Below are 15,955 nucleotides of genomic sequence, written 5' to 3'. Positions count from 1 at the left end.
GGGTACGGCGTCGGAGCACGGAATCCGCGGCGGTAGGGTGCGCGGGTGGCCACCAACACTCTCCCAGCGACGGGATCCCAGAGACCTGCGTCGGCTCGCCGTACCACGGTGTTCATGAAGTTCCTCATGGCCGTGTCGGGCGCGCTCTTCGTGTTCTACGTGCTCCTGCACATGTACGGGAACCTCAAGATCTTCGGCGGTGTCGAGGCGTTCGACGAGTACGCCCTCCACCTGCGCACCCTGCTGACGCCGATCCTGCCCTTCGGCGGGTTCCTCTGGCTCTTCCGCGCCCTGCTCGTGGTGGCGCTCGTCGCCCATGCCTACTCCGCCTTCCACCTGTGGAGCCGGGCCAACGGCGCGCGCACGAACCGCTACGTCGCCAAGGAGGCCGCCCGAGCAACGGTCAAGAGCAAGATGATGCGCTGGGGCGGCGTCGCCCTGCTGCTCTTCCTCGTGTGGCACCTGCTGCAGTTCACGATCCTGAAGTTCAACGTCGGCCCCGACGCGGTGTCCGGCGACAGCGCCGGCCAGCTCGTCATCTCGAGCTTCCAGGTGTGGTGGGTCGTCCTCATCTACCTGCTCGCGCTCGTCGCCCTCGGGATGCACCTGTGGCACGGCGTCTGGAGCGCGACGCAGACGCTCGGCTGGGCCTCCACCGCCCGGGCCCGCCGCAACGCCAAGGCCACCGCGACGGTCATCGCCCTCGTCACGGCCGTCGGGTTCGCGCTGCCGCCGCTCGCCATCCTGTTCGGAATCGTCAAGGGGAACTGATCCATGACCGACACGACGGCCACCACGACCGCCCCCACCGAAGCGCCCGCCGCCCCCGCTGGGGCGCCGGTCGCCCCGGGCGTCGCCCACGGCCTCTACACCGAGGGCGCCCCCCTCACCGACCCCAAGGCCCCGGCCGGTCCCATCGAGGGCCGCTGGAACAAGCGCAAGTTCGAGGCGGCGCTCGTCAACCCGGCCAACCGCCGCAAGCTCTCGGTCATCATCGTCGGCACCGGCCTCGCCGGTGGCGCGGCCGCCGCGACGCTCGGCGAGGCCGGCTACAACGTCAAGTCCTTCTGCTACCAGGACTCCCCGCGCCGCGCGCACTCGATCGCGGCCCAGGGCGGCATCAACGCGGCGAAGAACTACAAGGAGGACGGCGACTCCGTCTTCCGCCTCTTCTACGACACCGTCAAGGGCGGCGACTACCGCTCGCGCGAGTCGAACGTCTACCGCCTCGCCGAGGTCAGCGCGAACATCATCGACCAGTGCGTCGCGCAGGGCGTCCCGTTCGCCCGCGAGTACGGCGGCCTGCTCGACAACCGCTCCTTCGGTGGTGTCCAGGTGTCGCGCACCTTCTACGCCCGCGGCCAGACCGGCCAGCAGCTGCTCATCGGCGCCTACCAGGCGCTCGAGCGCCAGGTCGCGGCCGGCACCGTCGAGATGTTCAGTCGCCACGAGATGCTCGAGGTCGTCATCGTCGACGGCAAGGCGCGCGGCATCATCGCCCGCGACCTCGTCACCGGTGAGGTCGAGACGCACCTGGCCGACGCCGTCGTGCTCGCCTCCGGCGGCTACGGCAACGTCTTCTTCCTGTCGACCAACGCGATGGGCAGCAACGTCACCGCGACGTGGCGCGCGCACCGCAAGGGCGCCTACTTCAGCAACCCCTGCTACACGCAGATCCACCCGACGTGCATCCCGGTCTCCGGCGACCACCAGAGCAAGCTGACGCTGATGTCGGAGTCGCTGCGCAACGACGGCCGAATCTGGGTGCCGAAGAAGAAGGAGGACTGCGACAAGGACCCGCGGCAGATCCCCGAGGAGGACCGCGACTACTACCTCGAGCGGATCTACCCGTCCTTCGGCAACCTCGTCCCCCGCGACATCGCCAGCCGCCAGGCCAAGAACGTCTGCGACGAGGGCCGCGGCGTCGGCCCGATGGTCGGAGACTTCCGCCGTGGCGTCTACCTCGACTTCGCCGACGCCATCAAGCGCATGGGCGAGGCCACCGTCCGCGAGAAGTACGGCAACCTCTTCGACATGTACCTGCGGATCACGGGTGAGAACCCGTACGAGGTGCCGATGCGCATCTACCCCGCGGTGCACTACACGATGGGCGGCCTCTGGGTCGACTACGACCTCCAGTCGACCATCCCCGGCCTCTTCGTCGCCGGCGAGGCGAACTTCTCCGACCACGGCGCCAACCGCCTCGGCGCGTCCGCGCTGATGCAGGGCCTGGCCGACGGCTACTTCGTCCTGCCGAACACCATCCGCGACTACCTGGCCAAGGGCCCCTTCGAGAAGCTCGAGGAGTCCGACCCGCAGGTCCTCGAGGCGAAGGCGTCGGTCGATGCCCGCGTCGCGAAGTTCCTGTCGATCAACGGCGAGCGCAGCGTCGACTCCTTCCACAAGGAGCTCGGCAACATCATGTGGGAGTACTGCGGCATGGAGCGCACGGAGGAGGGCCTGCTCAAGGCCATCGACCTCATCCGCGCGCTCCGTGACGAGTTCTGGCGCAACGTCAAGGTGCTCGGCGCCGCCGACACGCTCAACCAGAGCCTCGAGAAGGCCGGCCGCGTCGCCGACTTCCTCGAGCTCGGTGAGCTCATGTGCATCGACGCGCTCCACCGTCGCGAGTCCTGCGGCGGCCACTTCCGCGCCGAGTCCCAGACCGAGGACGGCGAGGCCCTGCGCCACGACGACCAGTTCGCCTACGTCGCCGCGTGGGAGTTCGGCGGTGACGGCGGGTCGCCGGTCCTGCACAAGGAAGACCTCGTGTACGAGTTCGTCGAGATGAAGCAGCGGAGCTACAAGTGAGCGGCATGAACCTGACCCTGAAGATCTGGCGCCAGGCCGGTCCGACGTCCAAGGGCGAGATGGTGACCTACCCGGTCACCGACATCTCCCCCGACATGTCCTTCCTCGAGATGCTCGACGTGCTCAACGAGCAGCTCAACGCCCGCGGCGAGGAGCCGATCGCCTTCGACTCCGACTGCCGCGAGGGAATCTGCGGCATGTGCGGCCTGATGATCTCGGGCAAGGCACACGGCCCCGAGGTGACGACGACGTGCCAGCTGCACATGCGCAGCTTCTCCGACGGCGACGTCATCACGGTCGAGCCGTGGCGCGCCGACGCCTTCCCGGTCATCAAGGACCTCGTCGTCGACCGCAGCAGCTTCGACCGGATCATCCAGGCCGGCGGCTTCATCAGCGCCAACACCGGCTCGGCCCCCGAGGCCCACTCGGTGCCCGTGCCCAAGCCGGCCGCGGACCGCTCCTTCATGGCGGCGGCGTGCATCGGCTGCGGCGCCTGCGTCGCGGCGTGCCCCAACGCGTCGGGCATGCTCTTCATGGGTGCCAAGATCACCCACCTCGGCGAGCTGCCGCAGGGCCAGCCGGAGCGCGACGCCCGCGTCGTCGACATGGTGAGCCAGCACGACGCCGAGGGCTTCGGCGGCTGCACGAACATCGGCGAGTGCGCCGCGGCGTGCCCGAAGGAGATCCCGATGGACGTCATCAACCAGCTCAACCAGGACCTGCGCCGCGCGCTCTCGCACGGCCGCTGACACCGTCCCCACGGCGCCGCCGGACGCGGTCCGACGCGTCCGCGCCACGCCCACCGACAGCCCGCCCCGGAGCACCGGGGCGGGTTAGTCTTTGCCCGCCATGACCACCCCCACCCCGACCCGCCGGAGCCGAACGGCCCGCACGGCCCGACCGGCCCGACGCCGCACCGCCGCGGGTGTCATGGCTTCCGGCGTAGCTGCCGCCCTGGCGGCCTCGCTCGGGGTCGCGGCAGGCAGCGCGGGGCCGGCCTCGGCCGCTGCTCCTCCAACCCCGCAGGGCCGGGCGGCGCTGACCTGCCAGCCGTGGCAGACGCAGGTGACCGTGCCACCCGGCACCGTCCTGACGCCACGCGTCTTCCCCACCGACGAGCACCCGGCCGCGCCGCGCCCCTCGACGACGCAGCCGACGACGAATCCGGCGGCGAAGCCGGGTGCCAAGCCCGCCAAGCCGGCGCCGCGCCCGCGCGTCGTGTGCCGCAACGCACCCCCGACGCCGTTCGCACAGCCCGCCTGGGACCCCGACTCCGTCGTCGGCGGGTCGCGGCTCGCATCCCCGGGCGTCGTCGTCGATGCCGAGCCGGGCACGCCGATGCCGCCCGCCGTCTACGACGTCTCCTACGTCGTCGCCGACCTCACGTCCGGCGAGGTGCTCGCGGCGAAGTCCGCGCACGCCTGGCTGCGACCGGCGAGCACCCTCAAGACCCTCACCGCCCTGACCCTGCTGCCACTTCTCGACCCGCACCAGGTCGTCGTCGCATCCCCGGATGCGCAGGCGGCGGCCGGCACGCGCGTCGGCATCCTCGCCGGCAACCGCTACCCGGTCCCGAGCCTCGTCGACGCGATGCTCATGTTCTCGGCCAACGACGCCGTGTACGCCCTCGCCGACGCCGCCGGGGGCTACGACCACACCGTCGAGCTCATGAACGCCCGGGCGCGGGAGCTCGGCGCCTTCGACACGCTCGTCGTCGACCCGAGCGGCCTCGACGACGGCGACCAGCGCTCGAGCGCCTACGACCTCGCCGTCATCGCCCGCGACGCGATGCGCCTGCCCGAGTTCCGCACCGCCGTGGTCAAGCGCGACGCCGTCTTCCCGGGTGGTCGCGACGCAACCGGGAAGGTCTGGAAACCGTTCCACGTGTACAACATCAACGACCTCCTGCGGCACTATCCCGGCGCCATCGGCGTCAAGCCGGGTCGCACCGACCGGGCCCAGCACACCTTCATCGGGGCGGCGACCCGCGGTGGGCGCACGCTCCTCGTGGCGCAGATGGGCAGCGTCACCGGCTCGTGGAAGCCGACCGCGGCACTGCTCGACTGGGGCTTCGCCAACGCCGACCGGGTGGCGCCGGTGGGCCGCCTCGTCGAGCCCGGCGAGGCCGCACCGCCGGTGGCCGTACCCGCCCTGACGCCGCTGCCGTCGGCGACCGCAGGCAACGGCCCGTCGGCCGGTCGGGCCCCGGGCGCGTCCGATGCGACGGGACCGCAGGCGGCCGGGTCGAGGGCCGCGGCGAGCGACCCCGGGTCGCTGGCGGTGCTCGCCGGTGTCGGCGTGCTCGTCACCGCGGGAGTGGTCGGCATCGGCGCCGCCGTCCGACGCCGCCGCCGCACTCGTCTGTGACGGTGTGACGGGTGAGGTCTCGCGCTCACTCGATGACCAGGGGGCCGTGGGAGCGCGCGCGTGCCGTGTGACGCGTGGGGTTTCGTGCTCACTCGACGAGAAAGGGGGCGCGGAGGGACCGCCGGTCAGGGGCCGCCGGTCAGGGACCGCCGGTCAGGGGCTGCCCGCCCGCGTCCCCTGATCGAGTGAGCACTCAGTCACACGCGCCCCACCGCGCGCAGAGGGGCGGCGGTCAGCGGCGGGGGCGGGCGACGACGACGAAGTGCACGTACGCCATGTCGCCGAAGGGCAGCGGGACGATGCGAGCGGCGGCGCGCAGCAGCGCGGAGTCGCTCGCGGCCCAGCGTCGGCCCATCGTGTTGGCGCCCTCGCAGGAGAGCACCTCGTAGCCGCACTCCTCGAACATCTCGACCATCGTCGCGCGGGTGAAGAACCGCAGGTGGGTGCGGTCCAGGGTGCCTTGGTCGACGTAGTCCCAGCGCCCGCGGAGCAGCTTGAGGACGACGGGCGCGTACCGGATGCTCGGGATCGCCGCGACGACGACGCCGGCCTCGGTGAGCAGCGGGGGCACCTGACGCAGCACCGACCACGGGTCGACGAGGTGCTCGAGGACGTCGTTGAAGAAGACGGCGTCGTAGCGCTCGCCGCGGCCCTCGAGCGCATCGGGGAAGTAGCCCTCGACGACCTCGTCGAAGCCGTGGCCCTCGCGCGCTGCCGCGGCCTGCGACGGAACCGCCTCGATGCCGACGACCCGCGCCTCGGGGCCCAGTACACGTCGCAACGTCACACCGAAACCGCCTGCGCCGCAACCGACGTCGAGCACGGCACGAGCCCCCTGCGGGACGAACGGTGCGACGTCGAGACGAGCGTTGTCGACGTAGACGTCCTGCTGAAGCGGTTGCACGGTCGGTCCTTCTCCCCCGGTGAGGCCGTCCCCGGGCATCCGGGTCAGCGTGCCGCCACCCTACGCAGCCGCCGGGCCGCTCCGGCGACGAACACGGTGAATCCGCCGAGGACGAACCCCGCGGCCACGCTCGCGCGGTCGACGGCGCGCGACGGCGCAATGGCCGTGGCACTGCGGCCGGCCGACGCACCGGGCGCGGCAGCCGCGGAGGGCTCGTTGTGGGCCTCGGGATCGGCACCGCCGTACGGCACCAATCGGGTGTCGCTGCGGGCCGCCACCGGCGCGACGAACGAGGGCCTGACGACCTGCCCCGGGCCGAGCCGCACCCCGTCGGGCTCGAGGTCGCTGAGGTCGGCGCGTCCGGCGGCCCACGCCGCCGACAGCAGGACGACGCGCGAGATGAGGTTGAGCCAGACGAGCAGGCCCACCGACAGCGCGACGGCGCCCAGCAGGGGGTTGGCCGTGGCCCGGCCGATGAGCCAGGCGCCGAGCAGCTTGAGGACGGTGAGGGCCAGGGCACCGAGCAGGGCGGCGTCGCGAACCTTCGGCCAGGGCAGGGGCACCCCGGACAGGACCCGCAGGAGCACCACCATGATGAGCGTGTCGACGACGAACCCCACAGCGGCTCCGGCCAGCGCCACGACGGCGCCGTTGCCGGCCAGGCCGACCCGGGACGCCACCCACGAGGCGAGCCCACCGGCCGCGCTCGTCAGGATCGCCGACACGACGACGGCCACGCCGAGGGTGACGAGGACGAGCAGGTCGCGGGCCTTGGCCGAGACCGCGCTGCCGGACGCCTTGTCGAACCCGAAGATGCCGCGGATGCCGGTGCGCAGCGCACCCACCCAGCCGAGGCCCGCGAGCAGCAGGGTCACGAAGGAGATGAGCCCGGTGACGGTCAGCGTCAGGCTCGAGGGCGCCTGGATGCTGATGATCCCGTTCGGGTTCTCGGGCGTCTTGACCATGCCGGGCAGGATCTGGTTCAGGGTGTCGGCGATCGCGGCGAGCAGGTCGGGACGGTCCTGCAGGACGAAACCGAAGATCGCGAAGGCGAGGGCGACGGCCGGGAAGACCGAGAAGAAGGCGAAGTAGCCGACCCCGGCGGCGAGCAGGTTGCCGTTGGCGGTGCTGAAGCGTTGCCAGGACACGTAGGCGTGCGTGGCCTTGAGCCGGTCGATGGTCCGCTTCAGCCACTCGGGCACGGGTCAGCCTCCAGACAGTGCGTAGGTGTGGACGGGGCGCCACACCTCGTCCGTACCCTGTTCGTAGAGGTGGAGTGCCCCGACGGTGAACTGCACCGAGTAGCCGGCGAGCTCGTCGAACGCACGGTCGAGATCCAGGGCGGGCACGTTGTGGGCGACCGTCACGTGCGGGTGGTAGTAGAACTCGAGGCTGCGCGAGACGGGCCCGGACCGCAGGTGCTTCTCCAGGGCCTCGCACGCCGAGACCCCCTGGGCGACCTGGATGAAGACGACGTCGGACACCGGGCGGAACGTGCCGGTGCCGCGGAGCACGACCTCGAAGGGGGCGTGCCGCTCGGCGACGTCGGCACAGTGCTCTCGGAACGCCTCGTAGACGTCGTCGTCGACCGGCGTCGGCGGCAGCAGGGTGATGTGCGCGGGGATCCTCGACGCCTCGGGGTCGCCGAAGGCCGCCCGGCGGCCCTCGAGGAACTCGCCGTGGGGTGACGGGATCGGGATCGAGACACCGATCGTCGTCCGGGGCGCAGCAGTCACGACCCCGACCGTACCGAATGCGACTGCGGCTCACCCGTCCGGGCCGGGTCGGGCTCGTGCCGGGGTGCGGCGAGCCGCCCGGACGACGCACCGAGCGACCGTACGCTGGGCCCGTGCCCGGCCGACCCGCCCCCGACCCCACCGGTGGCCGTGGGCAGCCGCTGCGGGTCGCCGCCCTGTACGTGAGCGACTGGGGACACGAGTTCCGCGACGTCGCGGCCGGGCGCGTCCCCTCGCACCGCCTCTTCGGGATGGCCGAGCTGGCCGCCCGCGGCCATGACGTCCGCCACCTGACGCGTCGACGCCGGTGGCTGCGGCTGCCGCGGGCCCTCGAGTGGCGGACGGCGCAGGCGACCTGGCTGCTGCGCGAGCAACGGCGCCTCGACGTCGTCGTCGCCACGCACGAGGCGGCCGCTCTGCCCGCGCTGCTGCTCCGGCGCGTGGGCCTGTTCCGTCGTCCGGTCGTCGTGCTCACCGTCGCCGCGCTCGAGGCGACGTCGCGGCCCGGCCGCGCCGGACGCGTCCAGCGGCTGGCCCTCGCAAGCGCCGACGCCGTGACGGTGTTCGCGTCGGCGCAGGTCGAGCCGCTCGCCCAGCGCCTCGGGCTGCCGGCCGGACGCGTCCGGGCCGTGCCGCTCGGCGTCGACACCGCCTGGTTCCGTCCGGGCGAGGACCCCCGGGACGGCGGCGTGCTGTCCGTGGGCACCAACGCCGGCAAGGACTACCCGACGCTGGTCCGGGCACTCGGTCCCGGCGTCTCCTGCACCGTCGTCACCGACCCCTGGAACCGCGAGCAGTCCGTAGCCGCGCTGGCGCAGCTGGACGCAGGCCAGCGGCCCGACGTCGAGTTCCGCGCCGACGTGCCCATCGGGGTGCTGCGCGACCTCTACGCCCGCGCCGGGGTCGTCGCGCTGCCGCTGCGGGAGTCCGACGTGTCCTCCGGCCAGACCGTGCTCCTGGAGAACCTCGCGACCGGCACGCCCGTCGTCGTCAGCGACGTCAGCGGCATCGCCGACTACGTCGACGCGTCGGTCGTGCGGCTCGTGCCACCGGGCGACGCCGCGGCGCTGCGTGCGGCGCTCGCCGACGCGTCGTGGCACGACCGTGCCGCCGGCGGGCCGGCCCACGTGGCAGCGTCGTTCACGACCGCGCACCTGGCTGCCGCGGTCGAGGCCGTGCTGCGCGACGTCCTCGCCGCCGGCCGCTGAGTCCGCTGACGCCCGCTGGCAGGCGGGTCAGCCGCGCCCGGGACGCGGCAGGAAGCCGACCTTGTCGTAGACGCGACGCACCGTGGCCTCGGCGATCTCGGCAGCACGCTCGGCCCCCGAGGCGAGGATGCGGTCGAGCTCGGCGCGGTCGTCCATCAGGGCGAGGGTGCGCTCGCGGAACGGCGTCACGGCCTCGACGACGACCTCGGCGACGTCCTTCTTGAGGTCGCCGTAGCCCTTGCCGGCGTAGGAGGCCTCGAGGTCGCCGATCGAGGTGCCCGACAGGGCCGAGTGGATCGACAGCAGGTTGGAGACGCCGGGCTTGGTCTCCTCGTCGTAGCGGATGTCGCGGTCGGCGTCGGTGACGGCCGACTTGATCTTCTTGACGATGCGGTTCGGCTCGTCGAGAAGGCTGACGAGGCCGGTGTCGGTGGCCGCCGACTTGCTCATCTTGGCCGTGGGCTCCTGGAGGTCCTGGATCTTGGCCGTGGCCTTCATGATGTGCGGCTCGGGTACGACGAGGGTGTCCCCGAAGCGCTGGTTGAAGCGCATCGCGAGGTCGCGGGACAGTTCGAGGTGCTGGCGCTGGTCCTCACCGACCGGCACGACGTCGGCGTCGTAGATGAGGATGTCGGCGGCCTGCAGGATCGGGTAGGTGAAGAGGCCGACGTTGGTGTTGGTGCCCTTGGCCGACTTGTCCTTGAACTGGGTCATGCGGCTCGCCTCGCCGAACCCGGTGAGGCACGAGAGCACCCACGCGAGCTCGGTGTGCTGCGACACGTGGCTCTGCACGAAGAGCACCGACTCCACGGGGTCGACGCCGCCGGCGATGAACTGGGCGGCCGTCAGGCGCGTCCGCTCGCGCAGCACCGCCGGGTCCGGTGCGACGGTCAGCGCGTGCAGGTCGGCGACGAAGTAGAACGCGTCGTGCGTCTGCTGGAGGCGCACCCACTCGACGAGGGCCCCGATGTAGTTGCCGAGGTGCAGCGAGTCGCTCGTCGGCTGCATGCCGGACAGGCTGCGGGGCGTGGACGTCGGGCCGGTGGGCGTCGAGGGCATGCGTGCATTCTGGCCCATCGACGCCGGTGCGCCCCAACCAGCCCGGGCCGGGTCGGCCCGAGCAGGGACGGGCTCAGACCGTCGGGATGCCGCAGGCGTAGTTCGGGAACGGGCGGCAGCCGCCGTTCCACGTGTCGCCGGTCACCGTCGCCGTGACGGGCGGCGGGGTGACGGCCGGTGACGGCCCGACCGGGTCGTAGGTGTAGGCGAGGGTCAGCGTGCCCGACTGGCTCTTGTCGTAGTTGCGCGTGTAGAGCGCGATGTTCCGCGTCGAGCCGGCCGCCACCTGGAACTGGCTCCCGACCGTGGCGCAGGACTGCGCGTCGATGATGAGGACCTCGTCGACACCGAGGCTGTCACTCCCGATGGCGATCGAGGTCAGCGTGACGTCGGCTGCCACGGTGCCGCTGTTGAGGATGGTGATGCCGAAGACGTAGCCCTTGGCGAGGTTGTTGGAACCGCCGGGCAGCTTGCAGCCGCTGCCGGTGAGCTTGAGCGCCACCGTGACGGACGCGGCGACCGTCGGCGCCGCCGCGGCGACGAGCACCACGGGCGTGGCCCACGCGGCCCCGCGCACCACGGTGCGCCGACTGGGTCGGAGCGGCTCGACAGGGGCGCCCGGCTGTGCCTCGGCCCGGCTCTCGGAGTGGCCGTCCGTGCGGCCCTTCGCGTCAAACACGTCCTGCACCCTCCCCGGTTTCGTGAACATGCGTCGGACGCCCCCCACGACGTCCGATTCGGAGCGTAACGGCAGCAAAGGCTCCGTTGGAGCTGTTTCGCGCAGGTTGCCCTGTGCGTGTGCTGCCGCACCCTCCGGGCGGAATGCCTGATGGGTCCGTACGAGGGACGGAAGAGGCCGGAGCGACCAGAGTGGCTCAGAGGGTGTAGTCGACGACGAGCGGCGCGTGGTCGCTCCAACGCTCGGCGTACGTCGCGGCGCGTCCTACCGACGCGGTCGTGGCGGCTGCCGCGAGGCGCGGCGTCGCCAGCTGGTAGTCGATGCGCCAGCCGGCGTCGTTGTCGAAGGCCTTGCCGCGCCAGGACCACCACGTGTACGGCCCCGGGCCCTCGCCCGCGTGGGCGCGGTGCACGTCGACCCAGCCGTGCTCGTCGAACCAGCGGTCGAGGTAGGCCCGTTCGGGCTCGAGGAAGCCGGCCTTGGCGAGGTTGCCCTTCCAGTTCTTGAGGTCGGCCTCCCGGTGGGCGACGTTGAGGTCGCCGGTGACGAGCATGAGCTCGTCGGCGGCCGAGGCCCGCGCCATCCGGTCGGTCATCGCGTCGAGGAAGGCGTACTTGACGTCCTGGCGCTCGGTGTCCGCCTCGCCCGTGTGCACGTAGGCGGAGGCCACCGTGAGCGGCCCGGACGCCGTGGCCACCTCGGCCTCGACCCAGCGTCCGGCGTCGGTGAAGGCGCCGTCGAGGCCGACGCGGGTGACCGTGTGTGGCTCGCGCGTCAGCACCGCGACGCCGGCGCGGCCCTTGGCCGCTCCCTCGGTGTGCGCGACCGACCAGTGCGACCAGCCGAGCTCGGCGAGGACCTTGGCGAGGTCGGCGTCGCCGGCACGGACCTCCTGCAGGCACACGACGTCGGGGTCGGCGGCGAGGAGCCAGGGCAGGGCGCCGCGCCTCGCCGCGGCGCGGATCCCGTTGACGTTGGCGGTCACGACGCGCATGGCCGCGATTGTGCCCGAGTCCCCCGGCACCTCGGCCACCCGGGTCCGACGCGGCCGGCAGGCCCCCGGATGTGGTCGAACGGGACCAACGAGTCGTGTGCCGCTGCCTACAATCGCGACGTGCCGACCGACGCCCTCACCATCGCGGCCGCGGTGCTCGCGGTCGTCCTCGTCGTCAGCGCGGTGGGCAAGCTGCGGTCGCCGAGCCGCTCGGCCGAGGCCTTCCGCGACCTGCGGGTGCCCGCTCCCCTGCGCCACCGCGCCGTCGTCGAGGCGCTGCCGTGGGGCGAGCTGCTGCTCGCGGTCCTGCTCGTCGCCGCGGGTGGTGCGCTCGTCGTCGTCGCCGCGATCGCGGCGGTCCTGCTCTTCGCCGCGTACCTCGCCCTCGTCGTGCGCGCGCTCGGCTTCGAGGCGCCGGTGGACTGTGCGTGCTTCGGGGAGTTCGCCCCCGGCCGCGTCACCGCCCGCACCGTGGTGCGCAACGCCTGGCTGCTCGTCCTGGCCGTGCTGAACCTGCTCGTCGTCGCCGGCCCGGCCGACCACGCGTCGGTCCTCGCGCGCCTGTCCACCGGCGGCGCCTGGGCGTGGCTCGTCGCCGCCGGCGCCGCGGCTCTCACGACGTGGCTCGTGACGGCGCCCTCCCCCGACGCCGGCGCCTCCTCGGCGGCCGCACCCGCGTCCGGCCCCCGGGCGGACGAGGACGGCGACTACGTGCGGTCGCGGACACCGTCGCTGCCGGTGCTGCTCGCCGACGGCACGGAGACCGACCTGCGCCAGCTGTCGACGCGACGCGCCCAGCTGCTCCTCTTCGTGTCCGAGGGCTGCGGCAGCTGCCAGGACGTCATCGCCGCGGCGCCGCGCTGGCGCACCGAGCTGCCGGCCGTCGACGTGCGCGTCGTCGTGACGGCAGCCCCGGACGAGGGGACCCTGACCTCGACCGATGAGCCGCAGAGCCTGCACGACCCGCGTGAGCGGCTGCGCGACACCTTCGGCTTCTGGGGCACCCCCTCGGCCCTGCTGCTCGGCGCGGACGGGCTGCTCGCAGGCGGACCGGTGACCGGGAGCGCGGACGTGCCGGCGTTCGTCGACGAGATCCGCGAACAGCTCGGCGCCCTCACCTGACCGACGACGACGGCGCGGACACCGGGTGGTGTCCGCGCCGTCGCGGTGAGTCGGTCCCGAAGACTGCTCCGGCCGCTCCTCAGGCCGGCAGCGGGAAGATGCCGGAGATCTTGCAGTTGCCCCCGCCGTTCTCCTGGGCCGTGGGCGTCGAGGCGATGGTGGTCGAGGTGGTCTGCCTCGGGCCGGCGCTGCCGCAGCTGGTCGTGTTGTTGCAGTCGAACACGCGGTAGGTCACGGTGACGACGGAGTTCGCGCTGTTACCGGTCACGTCCGAGGACGTGTAGAGCAGGATGCGCTGGTTGGCCACGCCGTCCGCCGTGCAGAACTCGTGGTTCGGGTCGGATCCGCACGGACCGCAGGAACAGCCGCCGATGTTGTCCTTGACGACGACCTTGTAGCCGCCCGGGTCGGCGATGCCCTGGATGCTGATGCTGTCGATGACGGTGACGGCGTCGCGCGGCAGCGGACCCGTCGCGTTGTGCGCGAGCATCTCGAAGACGTATCCCTTGTAGTTGCCCGACGAGTTGCCGGGCAGCTTGCACGCGCTGCCGGTGAACGTCAGGAACCCGGCCGATGCTGCGACCGTCGGGGCCGCCGATGCGACCGCGATCGCGGGCACGGCCCACGCGGCGCCCTTGACGACCGAGCGACGGCTCGGAGACGTCGTGACGACGCCCTGGTTGTCGGACATGAGTACTTCCCCCCACTCGATGTTTTCCCCCCGGAGAACGATTCGACTGTAACCGGAAACAGGCCGCTGACCAGCGGTTTTACCGACAAGGGGAGCAAAACCGAAGCCTCTACCCACCCGGCTTTTCGGCAGAAATCAGGCCACTTCGTGACATGTCCCCGAGGGCGGTGGCGGTGGCTTCGACGGGGTCGGAGTCGGGCGGGGCGCCGTAGACCTCGACGAGCCGGGAGGCCACCTGCGCGACGGTCGCCGGCCCGGTCTCGAGCAGTTCCAGGACGACGGACCCGAGCTCGGAGACGCGAACGACCTGGTGACCGACCTCGCGTTCGACGAGGGCCACCGTGCCCTCGTCGGTCGTCAGGACGTCGACGACGGGCCCGAGCAGCACGACGGTCGTCGCCCCGTACCCGCTCACGGCGTCCTCCCGAGGACCTCGGTGACGACCGCCTCGAGGTCGGGAGCGTCGGCGAAGTGCACGACCCGCAGGCCGCCGGCAGCCTCGACGGCGTCGGCCAGCAGGCGGAGCGGCTGGTCGAGCCGGGCCAGCGACGACGTTTCGGGCGCGAGCAGGACGAGGGCGTCGAGCAGCCCCACCTCCTCGACGTCCACGGGGCCGCCCGGAGTCCCGTCGCGGCGCAGCGCGACGATGCCGGCCAGCCACGGCCGCACCTCCGGCGACGCGAGCCCGAGGTCGCCCGGGGCCGTCTCGTGCTTGAGGAACGCCGTGTCGCCGCGGCGCACCGACAGCGGCTTGGGATAGGCGAGCACCGTGAGGTCGCGGGTCAGCCCGACCGTCTCGTCCGTGAGGTAGCCGCGGCCGGGCCCGAAGGTGCTCGTCACGGTCGTCTTCCCGGTTCCCCCGGGTGCCGCGTAGACCAGGGTGGCACCGGTGAGCGGGTCGCACAGGGCCCCGGCGTGGAGCATGAGCAGCTGCCCGGCGGCCGCACCGATGGCGGCGTGCGTGACGCTCTGCGTCAGCTCCTGCAGCGACGCCGTGCGCAAGGTCTGCGCGGAGGCGCCGCCCTCCACCGTGGGCACGGGTGGGTCGTGGTGCACCTCGGCGTCGACGGCAGCTCCGGCGCCGGCACCGTCGTCGAGGCACAGGTGCCACACGCGCCTGGCCTCCTCGAGCAGCGACGCGTCGAGGGTGACCCGGACGCGCCGCCCGAGCGCCCGCACGACGAAGGACGCGGGCCTCACGACGCACCCCCGAGCCGGGCGAGCACCTCACGCATCCGGCGCACCCGGTCGCTCCAGTCGAGGGTGGCCAGCCGCGCCGCGCGCGCGTCCGCGCGGGCATCGCCACCCGACGCGTCGGCGTCGACGACCGCGGGTTCGGGCCCGCCCGTGAGGGTCTCGGCGACGGCGAGGATGAACCCGGCGCCGTCGGCGCAGCGCACGAGCGGGTCGTCGCTCTCACGGAACCCGGCGACCGGCGTCGACACGACCGGGCGCGCTGCGGCCGCGTACTCGTAGAGCTTGATGGGGTCGAGGCTGTCGGTGAACGCGCTGACGACGTGCGGCACGACGAGCACGTCGGCGTGCTGGAGCCAGGCCGGCACCTCGGTGCTCGGGCGGACGCCGAGGACGAGCGCGCCGGCCCCGCGCAGCCGCTCGGAGTCGCGGTGGTCCAGGGCGTCGGGACCGACGAGGACGAGCCGCCCGGGCCCGCCGGCGAGCCCGGCGAGCGCCTCGCAGAGGTCGATGCAGAGGTCGACGTCGAGGCGGTCGGCGTGCAGCGTGCCGGCGTAGAGCGCGACGGGCTGCTCGGGGAGGTCGGCCGGACGGTCGTGCATGACTCGGTAGGCAGCGGTGTCGACTCCGTTGGGCACCAGGGTCACCGGCCGGTCGGCTCCCTTGCTGGCGGCCAGCGCCGGGGAGCAGACGACGACCTCGGCACACCCCTCGAGCAGCACCTGCTCCTGGGCCCGGACGCGGTCGAGCTGGGCGGCGGCCCGGTCGGCGAGCGTCCAGTCGTCGGTGACGTCGTAGAGGGCCGGCCACGGCGTGGCCGCGACGAGCAGGGCGCCGGTGGGGTCGTTGACCCACAGTGCAGGCGCGGTCATGCCCACCGTCCGTGACGCGCGGATCACCTGCCGCGCCCAGCGGTCGTCGACACCGGAGTCGAGCCGTCGAGGGAGCCACTTCGTCGGCTCGAAGAGCCACAGCGCGTCGCCGCCGACGCCGGGCAGCTCCGGCCCCCGGCGCAGGCCTCGCCCGCGGCGGGGTCGGGCCGCGCCCAGGGCGGCGTGGAGCGGGTCGGTGGCCGGTTCCACGAAGAGGACCCGCAGGTGCGGGTCGTCGCGCAGGAGCCCGCTGACGAGGTGCTGGTTGCGGCGCCACACGGCGTCCCAGGCCTCGAGCGAGGCGACGACGAGGTCCAT

General features: G+C 72.7%; 16 protein-coding genes. 6 read left to right on the top strand and 10 right to left on the bottom strand.

Going from position 1 to position 15,955, the window contains the following annotated elements; all coding sequences use genetic code 11:
• The first annotated feature begins 108 nt into the window (after positions 1-108).
• The 4 genes from AC3A5R_RS15125 (at position 109) to AC3A5R_RS15110 (ending at position 5,178) form a co-directional block, all read left to right on the top strand.
• A complete protein-coding gene (locus tag AC3A5R_RS15125) occupies positions 109-771 on the top strand; it encodes a succinate dehydrogenase cytochrome b subunit (protein WP_487621592.1) in 663 nt (220 codons plus the stop codon).
• Positions 772-774: 3 nt separating this feature from the next.
• Positions 775-2,811 (top strand): fumarate reductase/succinate dehydrogenase flavoprotein subunit, encoded by a 2,037-nt coding sequence (locus AC3A5R_RS15120; protein WP_487621591.1) that lies wholly within the window; start codon positions 775-777, stop codon positions 2,809-2,811.
• 5 nt (positions 2,812-2,816) lie between these two features.
• Positions 2,817-3,560 carry a succinate dehydrogenase/fumarate reductase iron-sulfur subunit gene (locus tag AC3A5R_RS15115; protein WP_487621590.1) on the top strand — a complete coding sequence of 248 codons (744 nt, stop codon included), beginning with the start codon at positions 2,817-2,819 and terminating at the stop codon, positions 3,558-3,560.
• A 100-nt stretch (positions 3,561-3,660) separates the two neighbouring features.
• Positions 3,661-5,178, top strand: a complete 1,518-nt coding sequence (locus AC3A5R_RS15110; protein ID WP_487621589.1) for a D-alanyl-D-alanine carboxypeptidase family protein — start codon at positions 3,661-3,663, stop codon at positions 5,176-5,178.
• Positions 5,179-5,410: 232 nt separating this feature from the next.
• Here the strand turns inward: AC3A5R_RS15110 and AC3A5R_RS15105 are convergent, their stop codons facing one another.
• The 3 genes from AC3A5R_RS15105 to AC3A5R_RS15095 are packed head-to-tail and all read right to left on the bottom strand — an operon-like array spanning position 5,411 to position 7,818.
• Entirely contained in the window at positions 5,411-6,082 is a 672-nt protein-coding gene (locus AC3A5R_RS15105) for a class I SAM-dependent methyltransferase (protein WP_487621588.1), read from the bottom strand.
• A 44-nt stretch (positions 6,083-6,126) separates the two neighbouring features.
• Positions 6,127-7,284 carry a YihY/virulence factor BrkB family protein gene (locus tag AC3A5R_RS15100; RefSeq protein WP_487621587.1) on the bottom strand — a complete coding sequence of 386 codons (1,158 nt, stop codon included), beginning with the start codon at positions 7,282-7,284 and terminating at the stop codon, positions 6,127-6,129.
• 3 nt (positions 7,285-7,287) lie between these two features.
• Complete coding sequence (locus tag AC3A5R_RS15095) at positions 7,288-7,818, bottom strand: 2'-5' RNA ligase family protein (protein ID WP_487621586.1); 531 nt, start codon at positions 7,816-7,818, stop codon at positions 7,288-7,290.
• A 113-nt stretch (positions 7,819-7,931) separates the two neighbouring features.
• On the opposite strand from AC3A5R_RS15095, the gene AC3A5R_RS15090 reads away from it, so the two are divergent.
• Complete coding sequence (locus AC3A5R_RS15090) at positions 7,932-9,026, top strand: glycosyltransferase family 4 protein (RefSeq protein ID WP_487621585.1); 1,095 nt, start codon at positions 7,932-7,934, stop codon at positions 9,024-9,026.
• 27 nt (positions 9,027-9,053) lie between these two features.
• Here the strand turns inward: AC3A5R_RS15090 and trpS are convergent, their stop codons facing one another.
• The 3 genes from trpS to AC3A5R_RS15075 form a co-directional block, all read right to left on the bottom strand.
• Positions 9,054-10,085: a tryptophan--tRNA ligase gene (gene trpS / locus AC3A5R_RS15085; protein ID WP_487621584.1), complete on the bottom strand. Its 1,032-nt coding sequence runs from the start codon at positions 10,083-10,085 to the stop codon at positions 9,054-9,056.
• Between the two features lie 73 nt (positions 10,086-10,158).
• A complete protein-coding gene (locus AC3A5R_RS15080; RefSeq protein ID WP_487621583.1) occupies positions 10,159-10,764 on the bottom strand; it encodes a hypothetical protein in 606 nt (201 codons plus the stop codon).
• 196 nt (positions 10,765-10,960) lie between these two features.
• Positions 10,961-11,758 (bottom strand): exodeoxyribonuclease III, encoded by a 798-nt coding sequence (locus tag AC3A5R_RS15075; protein ID WP_487621582.1) that lies wholly within the window; start codon positions 11,756-11,758, stop codon positions 10,961-10,963.
• Positions 11,759-11,878: 120 nt separating this feature from the next.
• Between AC3A5R_RS15075 and AC3A5R_RS15070 the strand changes: the two genes are divergently transcribed.
• Entirely contained in the window at positions 11,879-12,880 is a 1,002-nt protein-coding gene (locus AC3A5R_RS15070) for a MauE/DoxX family redox-associated membrane protein (RefSeq protein WP_487621581.1), read from the top strand.
• Between the two features lie 79 nt (positions 12,881-12,959).
• Here the strand turns inward: AC3A5R_RS15070 and AC3A5R_RS15065 are convergent, their stop codons facing one another.
• The 4 genes from AC3A5R_RS15065 to AC3A5R_RS15050 form a co-directional block, all read right to left on the bottom strand.
• Positions 12,960-13,571, bottom strand: coding sequence for a hypothetical protein (locus AC3A5R_RS15065; RefSeq protein ID WP_487621580.1), 612 nt, complete (start codon positions 13,569-13,571; stop codon positions 12,960-12,962).
• Between the two features lie 109 nt (positions 13,572-13,680).
• Complete coding sequence (locus AC3A5R_RS15060) at positions 13,681-13,986, bottom strand: PqqD family peptide modification chaperone (RefSeq protein WP_487621579.1); 306 nt, start codon at positions 13,984-13,986, stop codon at positions 13,681-13,683.
• Entirely contained in the window at positions 13,983-14,771 is a 789-nt protein-coding gene (locus tag AC3A5R_RS15055; RefSeq protein ID WP_487621578.1) for a hypothetical protein, read from the bottom strand. The genes AC3A5R_RS15060 and AC3A5R_RS15055 overlap by 4 nt, the downstream gene beginning before the upstream one ends.
• Positions 14,768-15,955 (bottom strand): glycosyltransferase, encoded by a 1,188-nt coding sequence (locus AC3A5R_RS15050; RefSeq protein ID WP_487621577.1) that lies wholly within the window; start codon positions 15,953-15,955, stop codon positions 14,768-14,770. The genes AC3A5R_RS15055 and AC3A5R_RS15050 overlap by 4 nt, the downstream gene beginning before the upstream one ends.

The sequence above is a fragment of the Intrasporangium sp. Soil_C_50 genome (assembly GCF_057656595.1).
This window is presented reverse-complemented; position numbering and strand designations above follow the sequence as displayed.